Annotated in this window: 21 protein-coding genes and 1 tRNA gene; 9 read left to right on the top strand and 13 right to left on the bottom strand. The window is 63.2% G+C overall.

Annotated elements, in window-relative coordinates:
* Positions 1 to 53 precede the first annotated feature (53 nt).
* From IFT54_RS00720 to IFT54_RS20845, 8 genes are all read right to left on the bottom strand, one after another.
* The gene (locus tag IFT54_RS00720; protein ID WP_192069308.1) at positions 54 to 1265 is read right to left on the bottom strand and encodes a nucleotidyltransferase family protein; all 1212 of its coding nucleotides are present in this window, start codon (positions 1263 to 1265) and stop codon (positions 54 to 56) included.
* Complete coding sequence (locus IFT54_RS00715) at positions 1259 to 1762, bottom strand: lasso peptide biosynthesis B2 protein (RefSeq protein WP_192069307.1); 504 nt, start codon at positions 1760 to 1762, stop codon at positions 1259 to 1261. The genes IFT54_RS00720 and IFT54_RS00715 overlap by 7 nt, the downstream gene beginning before the upstream one ends.
* Positions 1741 to 2793: a 50S ribosomal protein L11 methyltransferase gene (locus tag IFT54_RS00710; protein WP_192069306.1), complete on the bottom strand. Its 1053-nt coding sequence runs from the start codon at positions 2791 to 2793 to the stop codon at positions 1741 to 1743. The genes IFT54_RS00715 and IFT54_RS00710 overlap by 22 nt, the downstream gene beginning before the upstream one ends.
* On the bottom strand, positions 2793 to 4757 hold the full coding sequence (locus IFT54_RS00705; protein WP_192069305.1) for an asparagine synthase-related protein: 1965 nt from the start codon (positions 4755 to 4757) through the stop codon (positions 2793 to 2795). The genes IFT54_RS00710 and IFT54_RS00705 overlap by 1 nt, the downstream gene beginning before the upstream one ends.
* A 37-nt stretch (positions 4758 to 4794) precedes the next feature.
* A complete protein-coding gene (locus tag IFT54_RS00700; protein ID WP_192069304.1) occupies positions 4795 to 5076 on the bottom strand; it encodes a PqqD family peptide modification chaperone in 282 nt (93 codons plus the stop codon).
* A gap of 137 nt (positions 5077 to 5213) precedes the next feature.
* Complete coding sequence (locus tag IFT54_RS00695) at positions 5214 to 5573, bottom strand: hypothetical protein (protein WP_192003553.1); 360 nt, start codon at positions 5571 to 5573, stop codon at positions 5214 to 5216.
* Between the two features lie 385 nt (positions 5574 to 5958).
* A complete protein-coding gene (locus IFT54_RS00690) occupies positions 5959 to 6879 on the bottom strand; it encodes a hypothetical protein (protein WP_192069303.1) in 921 nt (306 codons plus the stop codon).
* Complete coding sequence (locus IFT54_RS20845; RefSeq protein WP_192069302.1) at positions 6876 to 8678, bottom strand: ATP-binding cassette domain-containing protein; 1803 nt, start codon at positions 8676 to 8678, stop codon at positions 6876 to 6878. Before IFT54_RS20845 ends, IFT54_RS00690 begins: the two co-directional genes overlap by 4 nt.
* 366 nt (positions 8679 to 9044) lie before the next feature.
* Here IFT54_RS20845 and IFT54_RS00680 point away from each other — a divergent pair, with 366 nt between their 5' ends.
* Positions 9045 to 9542 (top strand): PilZ domain-containing protein, encoded by a 498-nt coding sequence (locus IFT54_RS00680; protein WP_084215047.1) that lies wholly within the window; start codon positions 9045 to 9047, stop codon positions 9540 to 9542.
* Positions 9543 to 9759: 217 nt separating this feature from the next.
* A complete protein-coding gene (locus IFT54_RS00675) occupies positions 9760 to 11541 on the top strand; it encodes a hypothetical protein (protein WP_183935916.1) in 1782 nt (593 codons plus the stop codon).
* Between the two features lie 40 nt (positions 11542 to 11581).
* On the opposite strand, the gene IFT54_RS00670 is transcribed toward IFT54_RS00675, so the two are convergent.
* On the bottom strand, positions 11582 to 12505 hold the full coding sequence (locus IFT54_RS00670) for an ABC transporter ATP-binding protein (RefSeq protein WP_192069301.1): 924 nt from the start codon (positions 12503 to 12505) through the stop codon (positions 11582 to 11584).
* 280 nt (positions 12506 to 12785) lie between these two features.
* On the opposite strand from IFT54_RS00670, the gene IFT54_RS00665 reads away from it, so the two are divergent.
* Together IFT54_RS00665 and tldD are read left to right on the top strand one after the other, a co-directional pair.
* The gene (locus IFT54_RS00665; RefSeq protein WP_031393477.1) at positions 12786 to 13019 is read left to right on the top strand and encodes a zinc-finger domain-containing protein; all 234 of its coding nucleotides are present in this window, start codon (positions 12786 to 12788) and stop codon (positions 13017 to 13019) included.
* Positions 13020 to 13037: 18 nt separating this feature from the next.
* Positions 13038 to 14468, top strand: coding sequence for a metalloprotease TldD (gene tldD / locus IFT54_RS00660; protein ID WP_056406534.1), 1431 nt, complete (start codon positions 13038 to 13040; stop codon positions 14466 to 14468).
* Positions 14469 to 14492: 24 nt separating this feature from the next.
* Here tldD and IFT54_RS00655 read toward each other — a convergent pair whose 3' ends face one another.
* Positions 14493 to 15695 (bottom strand): phospholipase D-like domain-containing protein, encoded by a 1203-nt coding sequence (locus IFT54_RS00655; RefSeq protein WP_192069665.1) that lies wholly within the window; start codon positions 15693 to 15695, stop codon positions 14493 to 14495.
* A 164-nt stretch (positions 15696 to 15859) separates the two neighbouring features.
* Here IFT54_RS00655 and rpoZ point away from each other — a divergent pair, with 164 nt between their 5' ends.
* A complete protein-coding gene (gene rpoZ, locus IFT54_RS00650; RefSeq protein ID WP_031439727.1) occupies positions 15860 to 16204 on the top strand; it encodes a DNA-directed RNA polymerase subunit omega in 345 nt (114 codons plus the stop codon).
* A 408-nt stretch (positions 16205 to 16612) separates the two neighbouring features.
* Here rpoZ and IFT54_RS00645 read toward each other — a convergent pair whose 3' ends face one another.
* Together IFT54_RS00645 and IFT54_RS00640 are read right to left on the bottom strand one after the other, a co-directional pair.
* A complete protein-coding gene (locus IFT54_RS00645; RefSeq protein WP_031393473.1) occupies positions 16613 to 17293 on the bottom strand; it encodes an RlmE family RNA methyltransferase in 681 nt (226 codons plus the stop codon).
* Entirely contained in the window at positions 17290 to 18309 is a 1020-nt protein-coding gene (locus tag IFT54_RS00640; protein WP_031439729.1) for a Ppx/GppA phosphatase family protein, read from the bottom strand. The genes IFT54_RS00645 and IFT54_RS00640 overlap by 4 nt, the downstream gene beginning before the upstream one ends.
* 185 nt (positions 18310 to 18494) lie before the next feature.
* Between IFT54_RS00640 and IFT54_RS00635 the strand changes: the two genes are divergently transcribed.
* The 4 genes from IFT54_RS00635 to IFT54_RS00620 all read left to right on the top strand — a co-directional run bounded on the left by IFT54_RS00635 (position 18495) and on the right by IFT54_RS00620 (position 23036).
* Positions 18495 to 18568 (top strand) — tRNA-Gln (locus IFT54_RS00635).
* A gap of 424 nt (positions 18569 to 18992) precedes the next feature.
* Positions 18993 to 19634, top strand: a complete 642-nt coding sequence (locus tag IFT54_RS00630) for a polysaccharide biosynthesis/export family protein (RefSeq protein WP_341786141.1) — start codon at positions 18993 to 18995, stop codon at positions 19632 to 19634.
* Between the two features lie 19 nt (positions 19635 to 19653).
* Complete coding sequence (locus tag IFT54_RS00625) at positions 19654 to 21867, top strand: GumC family protein (protein ID WP_166746627.1); 2214 nt, start codon at positions 19654 to 19656, stop codon at positions 21865 to 21867.
* Between the two features lie 38 nt (positions 21868 to 21905).
* Positions 21906 to 23036, top strand: coding sequence for a tetratricopeptide repeat protein (locus IFT54_RS00620; RefSeq protein WP_192069300.1), 1131 nt, complete (start codon positions 21906 to 21908; stop codon positions 23034 to 23036).
* A 499-nt stretch (positions 23037 to 23535) separates the two neighbouring features.
* On the opposite strand, the gene IFT54_RS00615 is transcribed toward IFT54_RS00620, so the two are convergent.
* A complete protein-coding gene (locus IFT54_RS00615; protein WP_192069299.1) occupies positions 23536 to 23706 on the bottom strand; it encodes a hypothetical protein in 171 nt (56 codons plus the stop codon).
* Positions 23707 to 23788 lie beyond the last annotated feature (82 nt).

The following is a 23788-nucleotide window of genomic DNA, read 5'->3' as shown; positions in this document are numbered from 1 at the left end:
GCAGGCCTTCATTGTTAATCGTGACTTCAGATCATGGTAAAATCCGTCGAGCCTCAGCTATTTTGGGCATGGTGTCGGCCGCCGGACAGTGCCCAAAGTCGTCGCGACACTTGGCCTAGCCGCGAGCCCCCCTTCAGCCCCTCCGCACTGCGGTCGAGCAGATCGTAGCGCAGTTCGTGGATCGCGAAACGCGGATCGCGCGAGATCAGATAGTGGCTGAGGTTCTTGCGCGTCGTCGCATGCGCGACCTGCTCAAGTTCGCGGCCATCCTCGTCGCCGATCAGGCTCGCATAAGCGGTGCGCACCAGCGATCGCAGCCGCCAGTCGCGTGCCAGGTCGTCCCGGATCGCGCCGGGCAGCGCGGTCTCATACAGGGTATGGCTTAGAATAAGTCCCGCCGCCACCAGTCGTGCCGCCCCCCGCTTCTGTGCACGCGCATAGAATTGATCGAGGTCGGCGGGCGTCTCGGCGCCAAGGATCGCGCCGATATCGGCCAGCCATTTCAATCGCGCCCAGCCATGTTCGGTACCGTGCGCGAACAGGTACAGGATCGCCGGCGCGCGCGGGAGAGCCGCCACGCTGGCGCCCGGCACGAGCTGCATCGGCTCGCGCGCATCGAGATCATCGCCGCGCAACAGATAGGGATTCTGGAACAGGCGCCAGTGCAGCTCGACCATCAGCCCCGAATCCGGATGCTCGAATGCGAGATCCTTGTAGCGCGCCATCCGCGCCCGCATCGTCGCCGCGCTGGCGTCGGCCGCCGGCGCGATCCGCACATAGCCCCGCGCATCGAGCAGGCTGGCGGCGTGCGCGACCTGGTCCTTGGCGACGATCAGATCGATGTCCATGCTGTAGCGGACACCATAGCGGCCAAAGGCGAGCATCGCCGCAGTCGCGCCCTTGAGCACCCGGACGGGAATGCCGGCCCCCTCCAGCATGCGTACCAGGTGTAGCGTTTCGAAGACGGATTGCAGCTCCTGCACCGCACTGTCCCGCGCGAGCGCCCCGATCGCGGCGCGCGCTTCGGTCCCGGCATCGATGTCCGGCAGGCCCGCATGATTCAGGCCTGCCGCGAACAGGCCCGCAACGCGGTGGCGCTCGACGATCGTCGCGACGCGCGGCCAATCGGTGACCCGTGACGCCAGCTCGCGAATCCGTGCTGCCCCGCGCGGATCATGCGGCCACCGCGTCGCTGCTACGACGAGCGCGAATTCCGGGGTAGCGATCTGGGCATCGCCGTCGATCAGCACATCGAGGTTCAACACGGCTGAAATCCGCTGGCCTCACGTCCCGGCGGAAACGACGCCAGGATCGCATAGCCTCCATCGGGTGGCGTGCCCGTCACGTCGAATCCCTGATCGAGAACCCAGACATGCGCGTCGAGCGGCATCTTCGAACCGGGGCGGATCCCATAGAACAGCGTCGAATCGACCCCGCGCCGCCGCAGCATGACCTGTGCGGTGAGCCCGCGCTCGAAACACAGCGCGCGCAGGCGGCTGCGCTTGGCCGCGCGATCGACGGCCCAGGCGATGATCTCGGCCAGGTCGCGCCGGCGTGGCCCGGGCGGGAGCGGGCGGGGCAGCTGGCGTGAGGCGATCCGGCCAAGCCGGGGCAGCGCCGCGTGGCGGATTAGCGGTGCGGAGATCGTCAGCAGGATGGTCGCCTCGGCAAGCGCGAACCGCTCCTCCCACGAAAAGCGGCCGAACTTGGTCCAGAATCCGTCCTGGCGGTGTGGCACGATCACGCCTCCAGCCAGAACCATGGCACGTCGCGGTCGTGCCGGCCGCAGATCATCACCGCCTGCCCGTCCGTGACGTCGAACGGCTCGACCGGCGTCACCTCGGTTTCGAACGCCCGCACGCCGGGATCGATCGTGTCGTAGACGATCCCCTCGGCCAGATGGAACCGGATCCACTGGACAATCCCGTGCACCCGTCCTGCGGTGGCGTGGACCGTGACCGCGTTGCGCGCCGCCGGGATCGGCGGGCCGGTAAAGTCCATGTCGAAGATCGCGACGCCGTTCGAGCGAAGGTCGATCGCCTCCCGGTCCGGCGTATCATGGCTGACCGCGAGCTGGTTGAACGGGGTCATGTCGAAGCCGTCGACGATGCCCATCGCATAATCGGCGGGGCGACGATGCGTGGCGAGCCCGACCATGATCTCGGCCCGGTACGGCATGATCATCGCGTCCCGCGTGAGCAGCCGCGCGCGCGCATCCTCGACCGTCTTCAGTCCGCCCGCACCGATCAGGTTGTTCGCGAGATTATCCCACAGCAGGACATTCGCAGGGGCGGCCAGATCGACCCCGATCTGCAGGTCGCGCGCGTCCTTCGCGACGATCGTCACGCGGTCCGCATAGCCGTTTCTGGCGATGACCGCGGATGCGGCCGCGGCAACCGCGGAATCCCGCTCGCAGGCGATGACGCGCGCGGCACCGGCCCGCGCCGCGATCATCGCGAAGAGGCCCGTCCCGGCGCCGATATCGAGCAGCGTCGCATCGGCGGGCATCACGCTGCGCAGCGTCGCGGCGTAGAGCGCGTGGCGATCATCGTCCTGCACCATCGTGAAATACCATTTGCCGACGCCGGAAGATCGGATCCGGCGCGCCTGTGCCGCGATCTCGCGATCATCGGGGGCGAGCGCCAGCGCCGCGTCGCACAACCGTCGCGCGGTTTGCGCGAGGCCGCGCGGCAGCAGCAGCGTCAGGGCCAGCGCGACCATCGCATCGGGGCGGCCGTCGACCGCCGCGATCAGCCGCTGAATACCCGGATCGAGACGCTCGTCCGCGGTCATCAATAATTGCTCCCAGCGGTCCGACGCATGTGGCTGGCCAGTGCGACGGCGTGCAGCAGATTTTCGCGATAGGCGATCTCGTAGGCGATATCCGTCCACAGCGGCGAATCGGCGGGCGGCATGTCGTCGACCAGCTTCTGGAGCCGGTCGACATCCATCGTCCCGGCGGTCTGCTCGAACATCTTGATCCGGTCGATCTCGTCGCGCAGCCGGTCGCGCGAGGCGACGAGCGCGACGGGCCAGTCGGCGCCCTGATAGCCGCGCAGCCGGGTATCGAGCACACTCGGCGGTGCCTTGCCCCGCATGGCCTCGCGCAGGATCGCGCGGGGCTCGCCGCCCCAGGCCCAGCGTTCGACCGGCACGCGCAGCGCCCATTCGACGAGGCGCCGGTCGGCAAGCGGATCGCGGACGTCGATCCTGAACTCCGCCAGCATTGCCTTGAAAAAGCTGCCGTCCTCATTGCCGGCCACCATGCGCAGATTGGCGCCGACAGGATCGGTGCCGTACCGCATCGCGTCGGACAGGTCCGCCGCATGCGCTGGGTCGATCGTGGGGTTCTCTGCGGCGATGCGCGCCTCGACCCGGGCGAGCGTCTCAGGAAGCAGCGGGATGGCGGTCGCCACCGACGGCATCACGATGCCCCGCGCGCGCATCACCCGTTTCCACAGCGATACGGGCAATAGCGGGCCGATCGTGTTCCAGCCGACGCCCGGCCAGCGCATCCACCCCGACCGGACCAGCCCCCGGCCGAGCCGCGCCCAGGCGAGCAAGCGTCCGCGTCGCACCAGCGACGGCAGCGCCGCGACGCCCGATGCGCTGATCGAGAGATTGCCCATCGTGCCTTCGAGCAGGACCCGGATGCCGCGGCGCTGCACCGCCGTGTTGATCGCGTCGACCCACACCATGTTGCACAGATTGGGGATCGGCTCGGGATAGAGATCGACGGTGCGGTCGAGCGCCGCGAGCGTCGGAGCATCGCTGCGGATCACGACATGTTCGACATTGGGATACATCGCCGCGGTTTCGGCAGCGAGCGCGCTTTCGTCGGAGAAATGATGCGTCTGGTAGGTCTGCGGCGTGTGATGCGGGGCCGCGGTATAGGCGACAATCCGCTTCGGCGTATCCGCGAGAAGCCGCGCCGCCGTCACGACCACCGTGGTCGAATCGAACCCGCCCGAGAGATGCGCGGCGATCTCGTCGCCCGCACCGCGCAGCGTTGCCGTGACCGCAGCGTCGAGCCGGGTGAGCATCTGGGTTTCATAGTCGCGCTGCGTCTGGCGTCGCAGCGGCGTCAGATCGGGTTTCCAATAGGCGTGCGTCGTCGCCCCTTGCGCGGTGAAGACGCCGTAATAGCCCGGCATGATGCGCGAGATACCGGCCATCGGCGTGCGACCCGGCGAAAGCGGCGCGCGGCGGAACAGGCGTAGATATTGGTCCTCGTCTGCCGCACGTGGGACGATGCCGAGCGCGTGTAGCGCGTCGGGCATCGAGGCAAAGGCCAGCGTGCCGTCCTCGGCGCGCAGATAATAAAGCGGGCGTTTGCCGATGAAGTCGCGCGCGAGCAGCAGCCGCTGGTCCTGCGTGTCCCAGGCGGCGATCGCAAACCAGCCATAGAGGCGGTCGAACGCGCCCTCGCCCCAATGTTCGATCGCATCGGCGACCAGCATCGCATCGGACAGCGCCGCCGCCGATCCACCCGAATGGCCGAGTTCGCGTTCAAGATCCGCACGCTCGGTAAGATGCACGTCCGCAACCACGGCGTAGCGGCGGTCGCGGGCGTGGATCGGGGCGACGAACCGGTCCTCGTCGAGCAGGAAGGCGTGACGCGCGCCCAGCGCGATCGTCCCCCCCCGCCAGATTTCGTGCGCGTCGCGGCCATAGCGGGCCAGCACCGTACCCATGCGGTCGGCATCGGCATCGACGTCCCGGTCGGACCAGTGTGTCAGGCCATAGATCGCTGTCACGCCATGCGCTCCCGATCGATGCGCGTGCCTCCGCGGATCAGGCGGATATCGCCAACTCCGCCGCGAGCAGCTCGAGGATCAGATCGAGCGTCTGCTCCTCGGCGGTCGTCTGGTCGACGTCATATTCGTCCACGAGGATCGCGCTGATCGCTCGCGCGGACATGGGGGATTCGATCAAGCCCCAGATGCGCGTGCCGACCTCGTTGAGGCCGTAGCAAACGCCCTTGTTGATATCGAGCGCGACCAGTTGCCCGTCAATCTCCGCCGTTGCCGCCGATGTGCTGCGGCGGACCGGCGTATCCAAATCTGCACGAGCCAAACAGAATTCCCATGCTTTTTGAAGCGTTTCGCAGGCCGTCCGCGGAGGCGGCGCGCCTGGCGGGCCGATCGATGCCCAACAAAAAATCGCGCGGCATTACCGCCGCGCGATTTCCCGTGCCTATTCAGGCCTGAAGATCAGGATGGGCCCATCTGACGACGGAACGTATCACGGTTGTAATTAAGCGCGAAATTCTCGGCATCTGCTGCGTCCATGCGAACAAGCGCAGGGCGCTGCCAGGTCTTGCGAGTCTTCATCATATCGATACCCCTTGTAGCATTTTGCTGTACCGGTGGCATGTCGATTAGCTTCCGGCTTTCGCAATAATTGCATGAACAGGCCAAAAGACGTGAATAGTTTTCCTTACCATTTGCGATTTGACGGCTAACATGAATGATCGTAGCGATTTGACACCCGTGAACCAACAGGATTTGCTTGAAGAATCCCGGTGGCGTGATCGAGCGACTGTGAAAGTCAGCGAAATCATGCAGCGTCATTATCAAACCGGAATGCGAGTTCAGCGCGGTTCGGAGTTGGGGGACCGCACATTTCTGGGCGCGGCACAGCTATGATCGTGACTGGGTTCCCGAGGTCAACGCGCCCCGGTGCGCTTCGTCGACCCGCCGGGACTGTGGAATCAAGACGGGCCCATCTGGCGGCGATAATAGTCCCGATTATACATCAGTGATGCGCTCTCGGCATCGGCGGCATCCATGCGAACAAGTACTGGACGCTGCCATGTTTTGCGATGCTGTGTCATGACTGATTCCTAAAGATCGTGTTTGAATGCGGTCAAAGAATATTAATTTTTGTTATCCGGTTGTTGCACACATCATCGAAGTCATAGCAAAATTTTTATTTATAATGGCAGCATTGCGTCCCTTATTGGGTCATCTTGACGCCGAGTAGATGGGCTTCGGCAAGGGCGGCATCTTCGACAACGTTCTCCAGCCCCCATCGTCGATTGAACCGGAAAATGGGAACGCTGCGGATCAGCGCCATCGATTCCGTCAGATATCCCGGCGCGCGGCCAAGGAGGTCGGCGATGCGGCGGCGATAGATGTTTGCCATCACCGCATTGGCAGCGTCGAGCCCCTGCAGACGGTGGATGCCCGGCGGCGCATCCTCGCCGGCCTGACGCAGATGATAGATGGCGGCGACGGGATAGCGGCGATCCTCGGCGGCGCGTGACATCGCGACCTCGAACTTGTCCTCATACCAGGGAATGCGGGTGACCTCCGCGCCTTCGCGGCCGAGTGCGGTAAACGATTCGATCCAGAGCTTGAGCCGTGGGATTCCCGGGGTGGCCGAAAACCGGCCTTCCGCATCCGCTGCGACCGCGCACAGATCGTCGGTGAGGAGGGGATAGCCGCGCGCTTCGAACACCGCGGCCAGCGTCGACTTGCCTGCGCCGGAATCCCCGCAGAACAGATATGCGCTGCCGTCATGGACGATCGCGTTGCAATGCAGCGGCAGCAGCGCGCGCTGATGGAGCAGCGCCCCCAGCGCGGTCCCCAGGAGATAGGGTGGCATGTGTTCCGCCGGGATGCCGGCGCGCGCCTCGTAGATGATGCGCGCACCCCCCGTCACGTCGAACCAGCCGCACTCGGGCACCGACAGGCGCAACGAGTCGGCGTTGATCTCGACCCGCATATCGTCGACCGCGACCCCCGGATCGGGGCGTGCCGGGGTGCCGCGTCGGATATCGACATCGGGCTGCTGCGCCGCGATGCGGTTCGCGGCAAGCGACCCGAGCGGGATATCCGAGCGAAACACCAGTCCGAACGCGCGATAGAAATTCACGATGCCCCCTGCGTCTGTCCGGCGTGCGGCGCCGCGGCGGTCGCATCGTCGCGCTCGACCGCGACCAGCCGCGATCGCATCGTTTCGAACGATCCCTGTGCAACGACGCGCCCGGCATCGAACAGGAGGATCCGGTCACACCGGCGCAGGCTTTCGAGCCGGTGCGCGATCATCAGGATGGTCGTGTCGGGACAAGCCTCGCGCAGCCGGTGAAGGATGATCTGTTCACCATCGATGTCGATCGCGTTGGTGGCCTCGTCGAGGATCAGCAATTGCGGATCGCGCAACACCGCGCGGGCGAGCGCTAGCCGCTGGCGTTCGCCCCCGGAGATCAGGCTGCCGCGTTCGCCGACCCAGGTGGCGAGCCCCTCGGGCAGTCGTGCGAGCAGGTCGTCCGCGTCGGCGATCCATAGCGCCCGGGCGATCGCCGCATCGCTCGCGCCCGGGTTGGACCAGAGCAGGTTCTCGCGAATGCTCGCATGGCGCATGAACGGATCCTGCGCGACATAGGCGAGCCGGTCGCGCCAGGCGCTGTGGTTCGCCAGCGTGACGGGGGTGCCGTTGAGCAGGATGCGCCCAGCCTGCGGGTGGTAGAGGCCGACGAGCAGATCCGCGAAACTGGTCTTGCCTGCGCCCGATCGCCCCGCCACGCCCAGAAACTCGCCGCGCCGGAGTTCCAGCTCGAGCGCGTCGACGCCGGAACCCGCGCCGTCGGCCCCGCGCGGGTGACGATAGCCGACCCGGTCGAACGACAGGACCTCCATCGCCGGCAGGATCGCGTCGGTCGCAAGACCGCGATCGCTGGCGAGTTCGGCCTCCAGCTCGCGAATCTGAGCATAGGCCGGCAGCGCGCGAACGACCTCGAGCGCCTGGGTCTGCAGCGCCTGCGCTGGTCCAGCCATCCGCGACAGGATCAGCAGCAGCGCGACCAGCGTCGGGACGGGGACTGCGACCACGCCCAGTCCGATCCCGGCGATCCCGCCCGCCATCACGATGCCCGCCACCGTCATGCGGAGCCGCGATCGGTTTTCCCGCGCGACGAAGGTCAGCTCGGCCTGAACCGAGTCGGTCATGGCGCCCGAAAAATCGGCGACGAACCGGGGGGCCAGGTTCTGGCTCATTGCGAGCTTGAGGGCCCCGAGAAACTGGCCGACTTCGTTCACCATCATCAGGTTGGCATCGGTCACGCTGTCGCCGACCTGTCTGGCGGCGCGGAACAAGGGTGCACTGAGCAGCGCGCCCGTCGCGACGAACAGGACCGCCAGGAGCGTGAGCACCGGGCTGAGCAGCATCGAGATGGTCAGCTGCACAATCAATGTGATCGCCGCCACGATGGACTGGACGAGCCCGATCGCGGCCTGGCCGAGCCGCTGGATGTCGCTGCCGAGGATACGATTGACCCGGGCATGCCGCAGCCCGACGATCGCACTCCAGGGTGCTGCCCCCAGGCGTTCGATCAGCCTGATCTGCAGCGAGGACAGGAATTCCAGTTCTAGCCGGATGACCGCGCTCTGCCGGATCGAGATCAGCGCGGCGCGCACGAGCATGAGCACGGCAAAGGCCGAGAGCACGAGCGTGATCTGCTCCGGGCGGCTGTCGATATGCAGCCGGGCGAGCAGTGTGGACCAGTGTCCGCGAGCGCCCGTCCCCCCGGCAATCTGGAGAAGTGGAATGATGAGGACGAGGCCAAGCGCCTCGACCAGGCCGGCAATCGCGACGAGCAGGCCCGTCGCGAGCGACGCGCGCGGCTTGAACATGCAGAATGCGATGACGAAGGCGCGTGCTTCCTGCCAATTCACAAGGTCATGCCCGTACCGTCGTGATGCGCAGCGCGATCCCCGAAGCGGCGTCACAGGCCGTCGGATCGATGCTGGCGATGTCATGCCGATGCGCGTCGATCGGGGAGCTTGGGGTATATGTCATTGGCACACCATATAGTCTTTCCGCCTAAGGCAGTGTGCGATGATCAGCAATGATACGGGCCATTATTGGACGTTTAAGCGTTATTCTCTGAGGATATTGTTTAAGAAAACAAATGCTGAGTTGCTAAGCATCTGTATAAAGGCATTTGTTAGGGGGTTAACTGCAAAAATGATGATGCCGGACTGCGCTGATAATCTTGTGTTAAGAGCCGCGACTTATACGGCCCTTAACCTGGAGGACCGATGTCACTCACCGCAACCATGCAGATCATGCCCATCGATGCGCTGACGATGCGCGAAAGCCGTGCCACACGGCGCGTCGTGTCCGCCGACAGCACCTTGCGGCTCATGCCGGGTGTCGCGCATGACGTGATCGTCGAGGATTTCTCGACGACAGGGTGCCGTCTGCGGTCCTCGATCCCGATGACCGTGGGGACGCGTCTGCGTCTCGCACTGAGCGGCGGCGGCGCTACCGTCGAGGCAGACGTCGTCCGTCTCGCACCTGGCGGCTATGGATGTGTCTTCGCGGTGCCCATTCCAGAAGAGACGTTCGCAAAGGCCTTTTCCGGCCAGACGATCGTCCACGCGATGTTCGAAAAGGACCCGGCGGCGCACGATGCACCCGTGTCTGAGTCCGTGCCCGACATCACACCCTGGCCGCGACCCGTGCGCGCCGTCGTCATGGTCGGGTGCGGGGTCGGTGCCTGGGTGCTGCTCGGACTGGTCGTTGGCTGGCTCTGACCACCAATTCCGAGATATCAGTACTTAGATCAGCAAAACTGCTGTTTGCCAGTAGTTTGGCAGTCTTATTATTCAGCAGTACTGAAAGAATACGATATTAAAGCCAAAAAATGCCGACTTCATCCATTTTAGACTCATCGGTTCTACAAGTGGGGTAGGAAAAGTGCGGCGACTCGTCGTGAGGGCGACGGGCATGTTTGGCGCGGGGGGCGTTCGAATGCAGGCGAAACTAGCGGTCGGTCTGGCAGCGGCGACGTTGTTGTACGGGGTCACGGCATTTGCGATCGGCGCGAGCGGCGCATCTGTGTCCGACCCGGCGATCACGGTCGTCTCGACATCCGCGACGGCGTCTCAACCGGCAAGTGGCCAGCAGGCCCCAGGCGTGACGACCGGCACTGCGGCGACGAGCGCTCTGCCGAGCGAGACCGGGTTCGCGTTCGGCGTGCAGACCCATTTCAGCCAGGGATGGAGCCCCGCGTGGCTCGATCTAACGACGCCGCTCGCGACCAAATCCGTGCGCGATACGGTCAACTGGGCCAGTGTCGAGCGGACGGCGGGCGTGTACGACTTTTCCGGTACCCCGGTTCAGACGCTCGCCACATTTTGCGGACGCGGCGGTGCGCTGACGCTCACGATCACGCCGAAGAACGCGCTCTACGACGGCGGGCGGATGGTGTCGTCGGCGGCGGGCCGGACCGCCTATGCGAATTATATCGCCGCGCTGCTGACGCGGTTCGGATCCTGTGTCGTGGCGATCGAGGTCGGCAACGAAGTCAACAGTGCCGGCGCGCTCGATTATCCGGCCGGCGTCGACAAGTTCCGCGCCTATGTCGACATGCTGCGGGTCCTCTATGCCCGGGTGAAGCCCGCCAACCCGCAGGTCGCGATCCTCGGCGGATCGACCAACGTGATCGGGACGGGGTTCCTGACCTCGCTGTTCGCGGTCGGCATGCTCGACGTGATCGACGGCGTCGCGGTCCATCCCTATCGCCCCGATGCGGAGGGGATTGATTTCGAGATCGCCAATCTCAACGCCGCCATGAGCCGCTACGGGACGCCAAAGCCGATCTGGGCAACCGAATTCAGCTTCGGATATGCCGATACGCGGCGCGCCTCGGCCGGTTTGGTGAAATCGGTCGTCGAGCTCTATGCCGCCGGCGTCCGGCATGCGTCCTGGTACGCGCTCGTCGAACAGACTCATTTTCCGTATATGGGGCTGTTTACCGGATCGCTGATCAAGCCGCAGGGCAGGGCCTATCGCAACGTCATCGATTCGCTGTTGCCATACGGCCAGCCGGTGCGGGTCGATACCGGGGACCAGCCGTTCAACCTCTACCGGATCGGTGCCGATCGCTGGGTCGTCTGGGGGCTGCGCGGCACGATCAGCTTCACCGGCGGTGTTGTTCGCGACATGTACGGGGTGGCGTTGCCCGCTGGTCCGGTCAAGATCGGGTCCGAGCCGCTGATCGTCACCGGGGCCACCGGCTATACGATCACCGCGTCGCAGGTCGTTGCCGACACGATGCTGCAATATGGCAGCGGATCCTGGAGCTACTGGCGTCGCGACAAGGCGAATGTCGATACCCGGCTCGGCGTGTTCGACACCGATTTCGCGAGCCATTTCGGCGATCGCTGGTCGAAGCCGCTGCGCATCAACAATACCACCGCAGCACCGGCAGGCGATGGCGCGAACCCGATCCGCGCGGTGATCCGCTATACCGCGCCACGCGCGATGCAGGTCGAACTATCCGCCTGTTTCAGCAAGGCAAATACGGGCGACGGCGTCGATTACCGGATCACCCGCAACGGCGTGACCGTCGCCTCGGGGATCGTCGTCGACACCGCGACGGTCAACGGGGTCAAGTTCGGCCTCGAAATCGGCGACAAGGTCGATCTCGTATTCGGCCCCAACCAGACCTATGGCAGCGACTCGTTCTTCTACCGCGCTACGCTGAGCAACCGTGGCCAGGGCACGACGGTGGTCTGCCCCACGGCGTGAGCCGAACCGGCCCCGGCGCTGCGCCCGGGGCCGCGCGCGCTCAGGCGTTGGCGGCGCGGGTGAGGCTGAGGAACACGTCCTCGAGATCGGGTTCCTTGGTCGAGACGTCGACGATCCCGAAGCCGCCCGACTGGACCGCGGCGAGCACTTCGCCGGCGTTGACGCGGTCCTTGGCATAGGTGATTTCGAGCGTGCGCGTGCCCTTGAGCGCGATCTTCTGGAAGCAGGCGTTCGCCGGGACCATGCCGACATCGCGGTCGACGGTGACGGCGACGATCTTTTCCTGCGCCTTGCCGACGAGCTCGCGGGTCGGCTCGTTGGCGATCAGGCGGCCGTTGTTGATGATCGCGATCCGGTCGCAGAGCTCTTCGGCTTCCTCGAGATAATGCGTCGTCAGGATCACCGTGACGCCCGCGGCGTTGAGGCTGCGGACATAGGTCCAGAGCTGCTGGCGCAGTTCGATGTCGACGCCCGCGGTCGGCTCGTCGAGGACGAGGACGGGGGGTGAATGCACCATCGCCTTGGCCACCATCAACCGGCGTTTCATGCCGCCCGACAGCGTGCGGGCATAGGCGTGCGCCTTGTCCTCCAGATGCACCGCGCGGAGCAGTTCCATCGTCCGGCGCTTCGCCTTGGGCACGCCGTAGAGCCCGGCCTGGATCTCGAGCGTCTCGAACGGCGAGAAGAACGGGTCGAACAGGATCTCCTGGTTGACGATCCCGATCGACGCCTTGGCGTTGCGCGGGTGGCCGTCAATGTCGAAGCCCCAGATCGCGGCGCTGCCATCGGTCTTGTTGACCAGCCCCGCCAGGATGTTGATCAGCGTCGACTTGCCAGCACCGTTGGGGCCGAGCAGCCCGAAGATCTGGCCGCGCGGGACGTCGAACGTCACCCCGTCCAGCGCGCGCTTGCCGCCCGCATAGGTTTTGCAAAGATTGGTGATGGCGATCGCGGCTTCGGTCATCGTCGCGGCATAGCGGGGCGGGGAGGGCGGGTCATCCCCTCGGGCGTTGCAAAGAAGATTTGTTCACGCGGAGGCGCGGAGGCGCGGAGATGTCGCATCCAGCCTGTCGGTCGGGAGACCCACTTCCTGTTCCGCCGCATCTGATGTGAAGGTCGCTTCGCGAGAAGCGCAACACCTCCGCACCTCCGCACCTCCGCGCCTCCGCGTGAACAAATCCTTCCTTCCTATCACCACCGAAGAACCAATTGCCCGCCCCGCCCGCGCTTGCTATCGCGCCCGCATGCATCCGCCGCTCGAAACCACCCGCGTCACCCACGCCCGCGTCGCCTGCGATGGCGCCACCGACATTCCCGGCGGTGCAGCGCTCGGCCATCCGCGCGTGTGGCTGCAGATCGACGAGACCGGCTATGTCGATTGCGGCTATTGCGACCGGCGCTTTATCCTGGTCGGCGGAGCCGCCGATGGCGCGGACCAGTCGACATTGCGCGACCATGGGGATGGCGCAGGGCGCTAAGCCGCTTATATCTATCGGATGACGATAGCTGCAGACCCCCGCTCGTTCCTCTACCGCGACACGCTCGACCCCGAGCAGGCGCAGGCCCTCACCGCCAAGGCGCTCGCCAAGGCCGATGACGGCGAACTCTATCTCCAGTACCGCAAGGCGGAGGCGTTCGGCTTCGACGACGGCCGGCTGAAGACCGCCTCCTATGACACGAGCTCGGGCTTCGGCCTGCGGGCAGTGTCGGGCGAGATGACCGCGTTCGCGCATTCGAACGAGATGACCCCCGCCGCGATCCGCCGCGCCGCCGAGACGATGGCGCTGATCGAGCCGGGCGTCGCCGCCAAGGCCGGCCCGCCCCAGGGCACCAACCGCCACCGCTACACCGCCGCAGATCCGCTCGACCTCGTGCCGTTCGCGGACAAGGTAAACCTGTGCCAGACGATCGACGCCGCCGCGCGCGCGCGCGATCCGCGTGTGGCGCAGGTGTCGGTCAGCCTGTCGGGAACATGGTCGGTCGTCGAGATCGTCCGCGCCGACGGCTTCGTCGCGACCGACGTGCGGCCATTGGTGCGGCTCAACGTGTCGATCGTCGCCGAGCAGAATGGTCGTCGCGAGACGGGCAGCTACGGTATCGGCGGTCGCTATCTCTATACCGACCTCTTCCAGCCCGAGACGTACAACCGTGCGATCGACGAGGCGCTGTCGCAGGCGCTGGTCAATCTCGAGTCGATCGCGGCGCCCGCCGGCGAGATGACCGTGCTGCTCGGCAATGGCTGGCCCGGCATCCTGCTGCACGAGGCGATCGGCCACGGGCTCGAGGGCGATTTCAACCGCAAGGGCACGTCGGCGTTTTCGGGCCGCATCGGCGAGCGCGTCGCGGCCGAGGGCGTGACCGTGGTCGACGACGGATCGCTCCAGGATCGCCGCGGCTCGCTGACGATCGACGACGAGGGTACGCCGACGCGCGAGACGGTGCTGATCGAGGACGGGATCCTCAAGGGCTATATGCAGGACCGGCTCAACGCACGGCTGATGGGCGTCGAGGCGACCGGCAATGGCCGCCGTGAAAGCTATGCCCACGCGCCGATGCCGCGGATGACCAACACCTTCATGAAGGCGGGCAACGACGATCCCGCCGAGCTGTTGAGCCGCGTCAAGAAGGGCATCTTCGCCAAGGCGTTCGGCGGCGGGCAGGTCGACATCGTGTCGGGCAAGTTCGTGTTCAGCTGCACCGAGGCGTATCTGGTCGAGGACGGCAAGCTCGGTGCGCCGATCAAGGGCGCGACGCTGATCGGCGACGGCCCCAGCTCGCTGACCAAGGTGCGCGGGATCGGCAACGACTTCGCGCTCGACGAGGGCATCGGGATGTGCGGCAAGGGCGGGCAGTCGGTGCCGGCGGGCGTCGGCCAGCCGACGCTGCTGGTCGACGGCCTGACGGTCGGCGGCACGGCGGCGCAGTAACCGGCGCCGCCGTTCAGCGGCGTCCTAGTCCTCAATCCCGAAGTTCAATCCGCGCGAGACATTGGGATCGACGACCGCGACCAGGAAATAGGCGCCGAACTGCTTCACGCGCTGCAGCCAGCCGGTCTTTGCCTTGTAGAGCGCCGGTGTAATCTCGGTCGACGCGGCGATTTCGGCGTCGACATAGCGGCGGACATGCGCAGCGAAGTCGGCATCCTCGATCCGGATCATCAGCTCCATGTTGATGAACAGGCTGCGCATGTCGAAGTTGGCAGAGCCGATATGGACCGCGTCGTCGATGACATACAGTTTGGTGTGCAGCTTGGTCGGCTGATATTCGAAGACGTGCACTCCCTTGCGCAATAGTCCGGCATAAGTGAACCGCGCCGCGGCGATCGTCGCGTTGTTGTCCGATTTCGCGGCGGTGACGATGCGCACGCGGTCGGTGCGACGCCCGGCACGATCCAGCCTGCGCAACATCGTCGGGCTCGGCGTGAAATAGCCGGCGATGATGTCGATCCGCGTCGCCCGGCGCATGTCGTCGCGGACCGCCCGCGCCCAGGGTGACAGCCGCCGCGTCGGTCCGCCGATCAGCCAGCGTGTCGGCCCCTGCGTCTCGCTATAGCGGCGCAGCGCGTGGTTCAGTTTGCGCAGCTTGCCCTTGGGCTGGTGGATCCAGCTGCTCAACGCATCGAAATAGCCCGTCAGCCGCCCCGCGGCCGGGCCTTCGATCAGCAGGCCGAGATCGCGCCAGGCATTGTCGGCAATCGTGCCGAAATAGTCATCCTCGACGTTGAAGCCGCCGACGATGATCCGCGCGTCGTCCCGTTCGCCGTCCGCCAGCGCAAGCTTCTGGTGATTGCGCAGCAGATATCGCCGACCGAATCGCGCGGAGAACCGGCACACCGCGATTCCGGCGGCTTCGAGCGGGTCGAAGAAATCGGCGCTCGCCGCATCGTCGCTGCCAAAGCCGTCGACGATCAGCGCGACTGTCACGCCGCGTTTCGCCGCCGCGATCATCGCCGCGTTCACGCGCTGGCCGGCATCGTCGTCGGCGTAGATGTAATAGAGGATTCGCAGCGACTGCCGCGCGCCGTCGATCAGCCCGATCAGTGCCGTCAGGCGTTCGGGTCCCGCCTCGAGCAGCGTCAGCCGGTTGCCATCGACGGTGAAGACCGACTCCGCCGCCTGCGGGGTCGTGGTGCGATCGAGCTCGGGGGCGGGCATGGTCATGGCCCGGGGTAGTGGACATAGCATCGGGCCGATGCAACCTTGCGGCGGGGCGACACGGGGTAGCGCCGGACACCCAACCGGCAAAATCTTGACTTTGTGGCGCGGTGTGGGTAGGCGCCTGTGTTCTCCCTATCGGTGTTTGTTGCGAAGGAAGCGTCATGGCGCGCGTTACCGTCGAAGATTGTGTCGACAAGATCCCCAACCGGTTCGACCTGGTGCTGTTCGCAGCGCAGCGTGCGCGGCAGATCTCGGGCGGCGCCGAACTGACGCTCGACCGCGATCGCGACAAGAACCCGGTGGTCGCGCTGCGCGAGATCGCCGACGAGAACGTCAAGCCGGCGCATCTCAAGGAATCGGTCATCCAGGGCCTGCAGAAGGTCCGTGTCGACGATGACGACGAGGTCGATGCCGTCGGCAGCCTCGCGGCATCGGCCGAGGCTTTGCGCCTCACCGCCGCCGCCCCGCCGCGCAACCAGAATCTGGGTGCCGATTACGAGGGCTGATCGCACGGACGTGGTGCGGCGCGAGCCTGGCCATGTTGTGATCTGACCCTGATCGGTTTCCGGCGAACGATGCTGCGGCATCGCTTGGTTGGTGTGATTGAAAGGCTCGTGGACCTGAAGGTCCGCGGGCCTTTTCTTTGCGTGGGTGTCTTTGGGGGTGAGGCGGGGGGTAGCGGGGGCGGTTCACATTCGCCGTCACGGTGGCCACCGGACGCTACCCTCATACCGGCCGCCACCCCGACACCGGTCGCCATCCCACACCGTGCGTCACCGCCCGCACCGTGCGTCACCGCCCGCACCGTTCGCCACCCCCCACACCGTTCGCCCTGAGCGTAGTCGAAGGGCATGGGACTCAAGGTGCTTCGACTACGCTCAGCACGAACGGGGTAGGCCGGGTCGATCGGTCGATCAGCGCTCCCGATCGACCGATCGCCCCTTGAACCCCTGCGCCACCACGAACCACTCGACCGACCCCTTGCGGCTCGCCGGCGGCTTGGCGTGCTTCACGCTGGTGAAATTGCGCTTCATCTCGGCGACCAGCGCGGAATCGGCGCCGCCCGCGAACACCTTCGAGACGAAGGTTCCGCCCTTTTCCAGCACGTCACAGGCGAAATCGAGCGCCGCCTCGACCAGCGCCATCGTCCTGAGCGCATCGGTCTGCGGATGGCCGACGGTGTTCGCCGCCATGTCCGACAGCACCAGGTCGGGCGCGCCGCCAAGCGCATCGATCAGCATCGCGGGCGCCGCGTCGTCCATGAAATCCATCTGGAAGATCGTCACGCCGTCGATCGGATCGACCGGCAACAGGTCGATCCCGACCACCGCCGCCTTGGGCAGGCGGCGCTTGATCACCTGTGCCCAGCCACCCGGCGCGATACCGAGATCGATGACGCGCTTCGACCCCTTGATCACCTCGAACCGTTCGTCGAGCTCGGTCAGCTTGTACGCCGCGCGGCTACGATAGCCCTCCGCCTTGGCGCGCTTGACGTACGGGTCGTTCAGCTGGCGCTCGAGCCAGCGCGTCGACTGCGCGGTCCGCTTGCGTGCGGTAAGGACGCGGGTGTGCCCGCCCGAGCCGCCGCGGCTCATGGCCTGGGGCTCCCCATCAGGCGGCGCAATATGCCCTCGCGAATGCCGCGGTCGGCGATGCCGAGCCGTTCGGCGGGCCAGATGTCCATGATCGTCTCCAATATCGCGCAGCCCGCGACCACCAGGTCGGCGCGCTCGTTTCCGATGCAGGCGAGCTTCGCCCGCTCCTCGATCGCCATGTGCGACAGGTCCGCGCTGATCCGCCGCATCGCGCTGGCGGGCACGATCAGCCCGTCGACTTCCGACCGGTCGTAATGGCTGAGCCCCAGATGCACACTGCCCAGCGTCGTCACGGTGCCGCTGGTACCAAGCAGCCGGGGGCGCTCGACGTCGAGCGGCAGCCGCGCGGCGAACGGCGCGATGCTGTCCGCGACGACCTGGCGCATCCGTGCATAGGCCGCGCGTCGGCCCGCCTCGCCCTTGCCGCCGCCCGCATGTTCGGTCAGCGACACGACGCCCCAGGGGGCGGAATGCCAGTCGAGCACGGTCGGGATCGGCGTCGACGTATCGACCAGCACGAGCTCGGTCGAACCGCCGCCGATGTCGAAGATCAGTGCGGGGTCGTTCCCAGGTTCGATCAGCGCATGGCAGCCGAGCACGGCCAGCCGCGCCTCTTCCTCCGCGGTGATGATGTCGAGATGGATGCCCGTTTCGGCAAGCGCGCGGGCGATGAAGGCGGGGCCGTTGCGCGCCTGGCGACAGGCTTCGGTCGCGACCGAGCGCGCGAGCGTGACGTTGCGGCGCTTCAGCTTGTCCGAACACACGCGCAGCGCGGCGATCGTGCGCTCGATCGCGGCGTCGCTCAGCTGCCCGGTGGATGCGAGCCCTTCGCCGAGCCGGACGATCCGCGAGAACGCGTCGATCACCGCGAATCCGCCAGCCTGCGGGCGCGCGATCAGCAATCTGCAATTGTTGGTGCCGAGATCCAGCGCAGCAAACGCCTGCGCATCGGCCCACCGCCCTCGACCGGGCCGGGTCGCCGCCGGACGGGCAGGACCAGCCTGCCGGGACGGCATTCGGGCGGAAACATCCCCCATCGCCGTAAAACTCACTATCTATATCTGCCGCCGCGGGAAAATACCCGCCCGGTGCTTGGCAGCGAATGTAGCGCAGCGCGGCGATTACGCAAGCGACGTGGCGAATTGGCACCATCAGGGCGTTGACACGGCGCAAACCCCCGCTTAGATCGCGCCCTCGCTGATGCCCCGTCGTCTAATGGTAAGACTGCGGTTTCTGATACCGCCTATTGAGGTTCGAATCCTCACGGGGCATCCAGCGCTTTATCTTTTGACACCGAAATCGGACCTCCGTGACAGGAGCACACCTTAGGCTTGCTTTGCCTTGGCGGTGGCAGACATCCGTGTTTCCCGGGGATGTGAGACTGAGCTGCGTGGTGCGCGTAACGCCGCTGGAATGCGGGTGCCGCTTTGCCCCCAGAGAGGCGCCGAGAAGATCATATCCGCCGGATTGGGGGGCGGTGGTCCCTAAGACCCACTTATCGGGCATAAGGGTGGCGGGTGATAAAGGACATTATCATCCGTTTTGATATCATTTATGTACGAGATTCTGACAGCTTTACGGCCCAACCGCCAAAATGTAGATGGGTCGCTTCTCATGGAAGGTCGTGTTCGTGCGTAGAAGGTTGCTGCCGCTGATTATGTTGCCCGCCCTTGCGGCGTGCGCGAGCGATCGAAGTTATGTGAGCGATCCGCAGATTCGTCTCGCCGGAACGGAAGGACTGCCCGTTCCTGGCAAGAATGATATTTATGGCCAACAACGCCCCTATTTAATCGGCCCGCTCGACAAGCTGGACATCAAGGTCTTTGGCGTGGATGACCTATCGCTAAAGGTACAAACGGATGCCAGCGGCCGTATTTCAATGCCCTTGGCCGGTGTAATTGAAGCTTCCGGGAAGTCTCCGGCCGAGGTCGCAGCACTAATTGAAACCGGGCTCCGTGGTAAATATGTTCGCAACCCCGAGGTTACTGTCAATCTTGAGGACACGGTAAGCCAAGTCATTACTGTCGAAGGCGAAGTGAGGGAGCCTGGCATATACCCAGCGGTTGGCAAGATGTCGCTGCTGCGATCGATAGCCACGGCAAAGGGAACATCGGAGTTTGCTCGCCTGCAGGACGTTGTTATATTTAGAACAGTTGATGGTCAAAAGATGGCCGGTATCTATAATCTTAAGGCTATTCGGCAAGGTAACTACGCAGATCCCGAGCTATTTCCGGGCGACGTCGTCGTGGTTGGAGATTCCCAAGCACGCCGGTTCTTCCGAGATGCGGTTCAGGTCGCCCCTGCCGTAGTGACACCGCTGATTTATCTCTTTTCTCGCTAATCGCCTCCTAGGACACACCATGAATAATCATGTCCCTTCCGAGGCGCGAACCCTCAGCTCCGTCTCTCCTACAACGATGACTGCCCATAAGCCGGCGACACCAGAGCGCGAACCAGTTTTACTTTCGTACTGGTTCATTGTCCTGCGTCGCAAGTTTGTCATTATTCCTATCGTAGTCGCCGCTCTAGCTATTGGGCTCGTTATAACGCTGCTCACTACACCACGCTTTACCGCGACCGCGCGGATTGAGATTAGCAAAACTCGCACTGATCTCGCTCGGATTGGTGAGACTGATCAAGACGGTGACAAGCTGTCGGACCTAACCTTCTACCAAACTCAATACGGCCTCTTGCGAGCTCGAAGCCTCGCGGAACGCGTTGCCCGCTCACTGCGCCTAGTTGACGATCGGGCTTTCTATGATGCCTTTGGGCTTAAACGGGGTACCGATTCTGAGGTCAGCGGCCGAGCACAGCCGCTGACGCAACCGCAGCGCGAAGCCGAGTTAAGCAAGGTCGTAAACGTATTGTTGGGTAATCAGGCTGTCTCGCCCGTTCGTGACTCCAGCCTAGTCGATGTCCGGTTTGTTTCTGCTGATCCCTCAGTCGCCGCTAAGGTTTCCAATGCTTGGGTACAGCAATTCATACAGGCCAACATGGACCAGAGATTTGCCGCCACGGCAGATGCGCGTACCTTTCTCGAGCGACGCCTCGGTCAGGTTCGTGGCCGGCTTGAGGATTCTGAGCGTAATCTTGTCAACTATACTGCATCTCAGCAGATCGTATCACTCAGCTCGTCAGTTAGCGCTGACGGCAAGACACGATCAGAACGCACTCTGACTGGTGACGAACTGGAAACATTCAACCGGGCTTTATCTGAAGCAATCGCGGATCGAATTGCAGCCGAAAGCCGTTTGGGCCGCGGGGAAGCTGCAACTACTGTAGGACAGCAGTCTGGCGGCCGCAGCACCAGCGTTGCAGCACTCCGTCAGCGACGCGCAGAAGTCGCCGCCGACTACGCCAGGATGATGGTTCAGTTTGCCCCCGACTATCCCCCCGCTGCTGCGCTTAAGTCACAGGTCGATTCACTCGATCGCGCAATCGCTGGAGAAACGTCTCGTATTAGTAATAATGTGGCTGCAGAGTATCAGGAGGCCTCCGCGCGCGAGCAGCGGTTACGTCAAGCTGTTGATCAACTGAAGCAGCAGCTTAACGTACAGCAACGCCGAGGTATTCAAGCAAACATATATCAGCGAGATGTCGATACTAACCGCGAACTATACAACTCACTACTGCAGCGAAATAAGGAAATAGGCGTAGCTGGCGTGGGTACTAATAATGTTATGATCGTCGATCCGGCAAAGATTCCACAAGCTCCGTCGAGTCCTAATCTTATTTTGAATATGCTAGTGGCATTAATGCTCGGTGGCATCATTGCTGGTGCAACGGCATTCGCACTCGAACAGATCGATGAGACGATCAAGAATCCGGGCGATATCGCACGAATTATAAACGAGCCGATGTTGGGTGCAATTCCTAACAATGACAAGGATTCGCTACTAACCTTACTGGACGACCCAAAGTCTTCGACTGCAGAGGCATATTTTTCTACTTTAACCAGCCTACGCTTCGCCACGAACCATGGCATTCCTCGGTCCCTCGTCGTCACGAGTACTCGCGCAGCCGAGGGAAAAAGTACGTCAGCTGCGGCGCTTGCTCGTAGCATAGGTCGCACAGGCAGATCCGTTGTGCTCATTGACGGAGATATGAGATCGCCATCATTACACAGCTTCTTCAACACCGATCACGAGCGCGGGCTTAGCGACTTTTTGGCGGGGGAGCGAGACATCGAAACTCTACTTCGACCTACAGATTGGTCCAATGTACAGCTCATGACAAGTGGACCTCGACCACCCAATACAGCGGAACTGCTTAGCGACACGAACATGCGCGATCTCATCTCGACATTGATGACTCGGTTTGACCACATTGTCGTCGATGGCCCCCCACTGCTGGGCTTGGCTGATGCTCCTCTCATATCTGAGGTAGTGGAGGGCGTCGTGTTTGTCGTGTCTGCCTCTGGGCCTTCTACACGCTTAATACGAAATGCACTGGATCGCCTCCACGCGGCGAATGCTCACATCTTCGGGATTATTCTTACAAAGTTTCGTATCGAGACCAGCCAGTACAGCTATGGCTATGGCTATGAGTCTACGTACGGGAAAGACGAGAGATAGATTCTTTGATGCGTGTAATGCCTATCCAACGCTACGTAGTGGCGGCACTGTTTTGCGGCTTAGCCAGCATGCTGGTCATTCTCATCACGGTGTCGACAACGTTGCGATATCGGGCGCCTGACATCGCCATAAAGGTATGGCCATGGAACGGAGAGGCGCGTGGAGTGCTCGCAGGCCGGATGTTACTCAAAGGCGAGCTCTTGGGTGCTCAACAGTTAGCAAAGCAGGCTGTTCGTCAGGTCCCTGGCGATGCGATCTCATTACGTGCTTTGGGCATGCTACAACCTGCTCGCGAAACGACAGGCAAGGCACTCCGGATCATGCAACTCGCTACAAAAGCTAGCCGTCGTGATCTTCAAACAAACTTGTGGTTCATTGAATACTATGTTTCTCAAGGTGATATCACTAGCGCGATCCGTTATTATGACTATGGACTGAAAAGCTCCGCCGAAGCTGAAAGTCTGCTGTTTCCTGTATTAGTACCCGCAATGGCAAACCTAGATATTGCGGCAGCAGTTCGTGCAAAGCTGATAACGCGTCCTGTATGGACAACCTCGTTTCTACAGTATTCGTTTTCGTCGGGGGAAGCCGACGATCACATGATTGGTATTGCGCTTTCTATGGCTCATGATCGCATTGGCCTACCAATTGATCTGAAGCGGCAATATGTACAACGCCTTGCGGAAAGAGGCAATCTTCAAGGTCTTAGTCGTTTCGTACGTGGCCTGGGTCAGCCTCTATTGGAGGGAACGTCGACATTGAGCAAAATTGGTGATTTCCCGCCAGCAGATTGGCGCCTATTGTCCGGACCGGATCTGTCAACTTTTTCTAATTCTAATGCTGGGTTTAGCTTTATTGCCAATCAGAACGGGACGCTGTCGGAGCGAATCTTGCATTTAAAGCCCGGGTTTTATTCGCTTCACCTCGGCCTACGCCTCGACAATGAAGAACGTGATACCCGTCTTCTCTGGTCGATAGATTGCCTCCCTGATAACCGTATAATACCAATCTCTGCAGCAGTTAATCAGGCAACTTTCGTAGTGTCGAAAGACAACTGCTCCTACCAGAAGTTGTCACTTTTAATTAAGAATGAACGACTTGCGGACGGATTGGAAGTTTCAGGATCGGTCACTGATATGAACGTTAAGCGTATACACGAAATACCTTGAGCCAACTACAATTGTGTTGGAAGAATAGGGTTGATCGCAGGCGGGCTCGTAATTCAGAATAGAACCAGGCGGGCCCATCGACTTCTGCGGGCGCCATCTACACGGGCACTGCAATTAGCTTGGTCCCCTTTTGCAGATTCTAGACGGTCGCAGCAAGGAACCACGCGTCCTTTGACCCATTGGGACCTCGCAGCGGCAATCAATCCAGCTTCAGGGTGCGCTTGAGAAGTGAAAACAGCATCTCGATTTTTAACGCCGGCGGCTTTACATAACATCTGCATCGTTGGTGGTATATTGCGGACTAGTTCTCGAGTGCCTTCGTGAATGAAGCGCGTGACCCTGCGGGCCGGCATGTCGGGCGTGCAGCGTTGCCGCAGGTCGAATCGGGCAGAATCCTGCGGCGGGCAAGATATCAGATGAAGGCGCTTTTACCGACATCGCCGTGGGCCTGTGTGAAGTTGCGGTCGCCGGCACGCAGGCGGCTGCTGGCTGGGCAGACCTAGTTGTCGTCGCTCACGTCATAGCGGACCGACTTGCCAAATACTGTGATGTGAGGGGGGATATTGCGTTCGCAGGCGAACCACTCCAGCGCCTCGGCCAAACCATAACCGGTACCCGACGCTAGCCGTTCGAGATAAACGCCGAAGCGGTCTTCCACGCGCTCGATCATCCGTCTTCAGGCGGCCACCTCGGCCTGTCTAATCACGGTGCTCGCCTCCACTTCCATGATGACGGCATCGTTGAGGTCTATG

This window comes from Sphingomonas sp. CFBP 13714 (genome assembly GCF_014842205.1).
In the GTDB taxonomy this organism is placed as follows: Bacteria; Pseudomonadota; Alphaproteobacteria; order Sphingomonadales; family Sphingomonadaceae; genus Sphingomonas; species Sphingomonas aerolata.
The sequence above is the reverse complement of the archived record's forward strand: the minus strand, read 5'-3'. Positions and strand labels throughout refer to the sequence as shown.

Coding starts and splice junctions, on each gene's coding strand:
- IFT54_RS00625 (WP_166746627.1), top strand. CDS start 19,654: ATGAATAATCATGTCCCTTCCGAGGCGCGAACCCTCAGCTCCGTCTCT.
- IFT54_RS00680 (WP_084215047.1), top strand. CDS start 9,045: ATGTCACTCACCGCAACCATGCAGATCATGCCCATCGATGCGCTGACG.
- IFT54_RS00715 (WP_192069307.1), bottom strand. CDS start 1,762: ATGGTTCTGGCTGGAGGCGTGATCGTGCCACACCGCCAGGACGGATTC.
- IFT54_RS00615 (WP_192069299.1), bottom strand. CDS start 23,706: ATGATCGAGCGCGTGGAAGACCGCTTCGGCGTTTATCTCGAACGGCTA.
- IFT54_RS00675 (WP_183935916.1), top strand. CDS start 9,760: ATGCAGGCGAAACTAGCGGTCGGTCTGGCAGCGGCGACGTTGTTGTAC.
- IFT54_RS00665 (WP_031393477.1), top strand. CDS start 12,786: ATGCATCCGCCGCTCGAAACCACCCGCGTCACCCACGCCCGCGTCGCC.
- IFT54_RS00670 (WP_192069301.1), bottom strand. CDS start 12,505: ATGACCGAAGCCGCGATCGCCATCACCAATCTTTGCAAAACCTATGCG.
- IFT54_RS00655 (WP_192069665.1), bottom strand. CDS start 15,695: ATGCCCGCCCCCGAGCTCGATCGCACCACGACCCCGCAGGCGGCGGAG.
- IFT54_RS00710 (WP_192069306.1), bottom strand. CDS start 2,793: ATGACCGCGGACGAGCGTCTCGATCCGGGTATTCAGCGGCTGATCGCG.
- rpoZ (WP_031439727.1), top strand. CDS start 15,860: ATGGCGCGCGTTACCGTCGAAGATTGTGTCGACAAGATCCCCAACCGG.
- IFT54_RS00640 (WP_031439729.1), bottom strand. CDS start 18,309: ATGCCGTCCCGGCAGGCTGGTCCTGCCCGTCCGGCGGCGACCCGGCCC.
- IFT54_RS00645 (WP_031393473.1), bottom strand. CDS start 17,293: ATGAGCCGCGGCGGCTCGGGCGGGCACACCCGCGTCCTTACCGCACGC.
- IFT54_RS00695 (WP_192003553.1), bottom strand. CDS start 5,573: ATGACGCTGCATGATTTCGCTGACTTTCACAGTCGCTCGATCACGCCA.
- tldD (WP_056406534.1), top strand. CDS start 13,038: ATGACGATAGCTGCAGACCCCCGCTCGTTCCTCTACCGCGACACGCTC.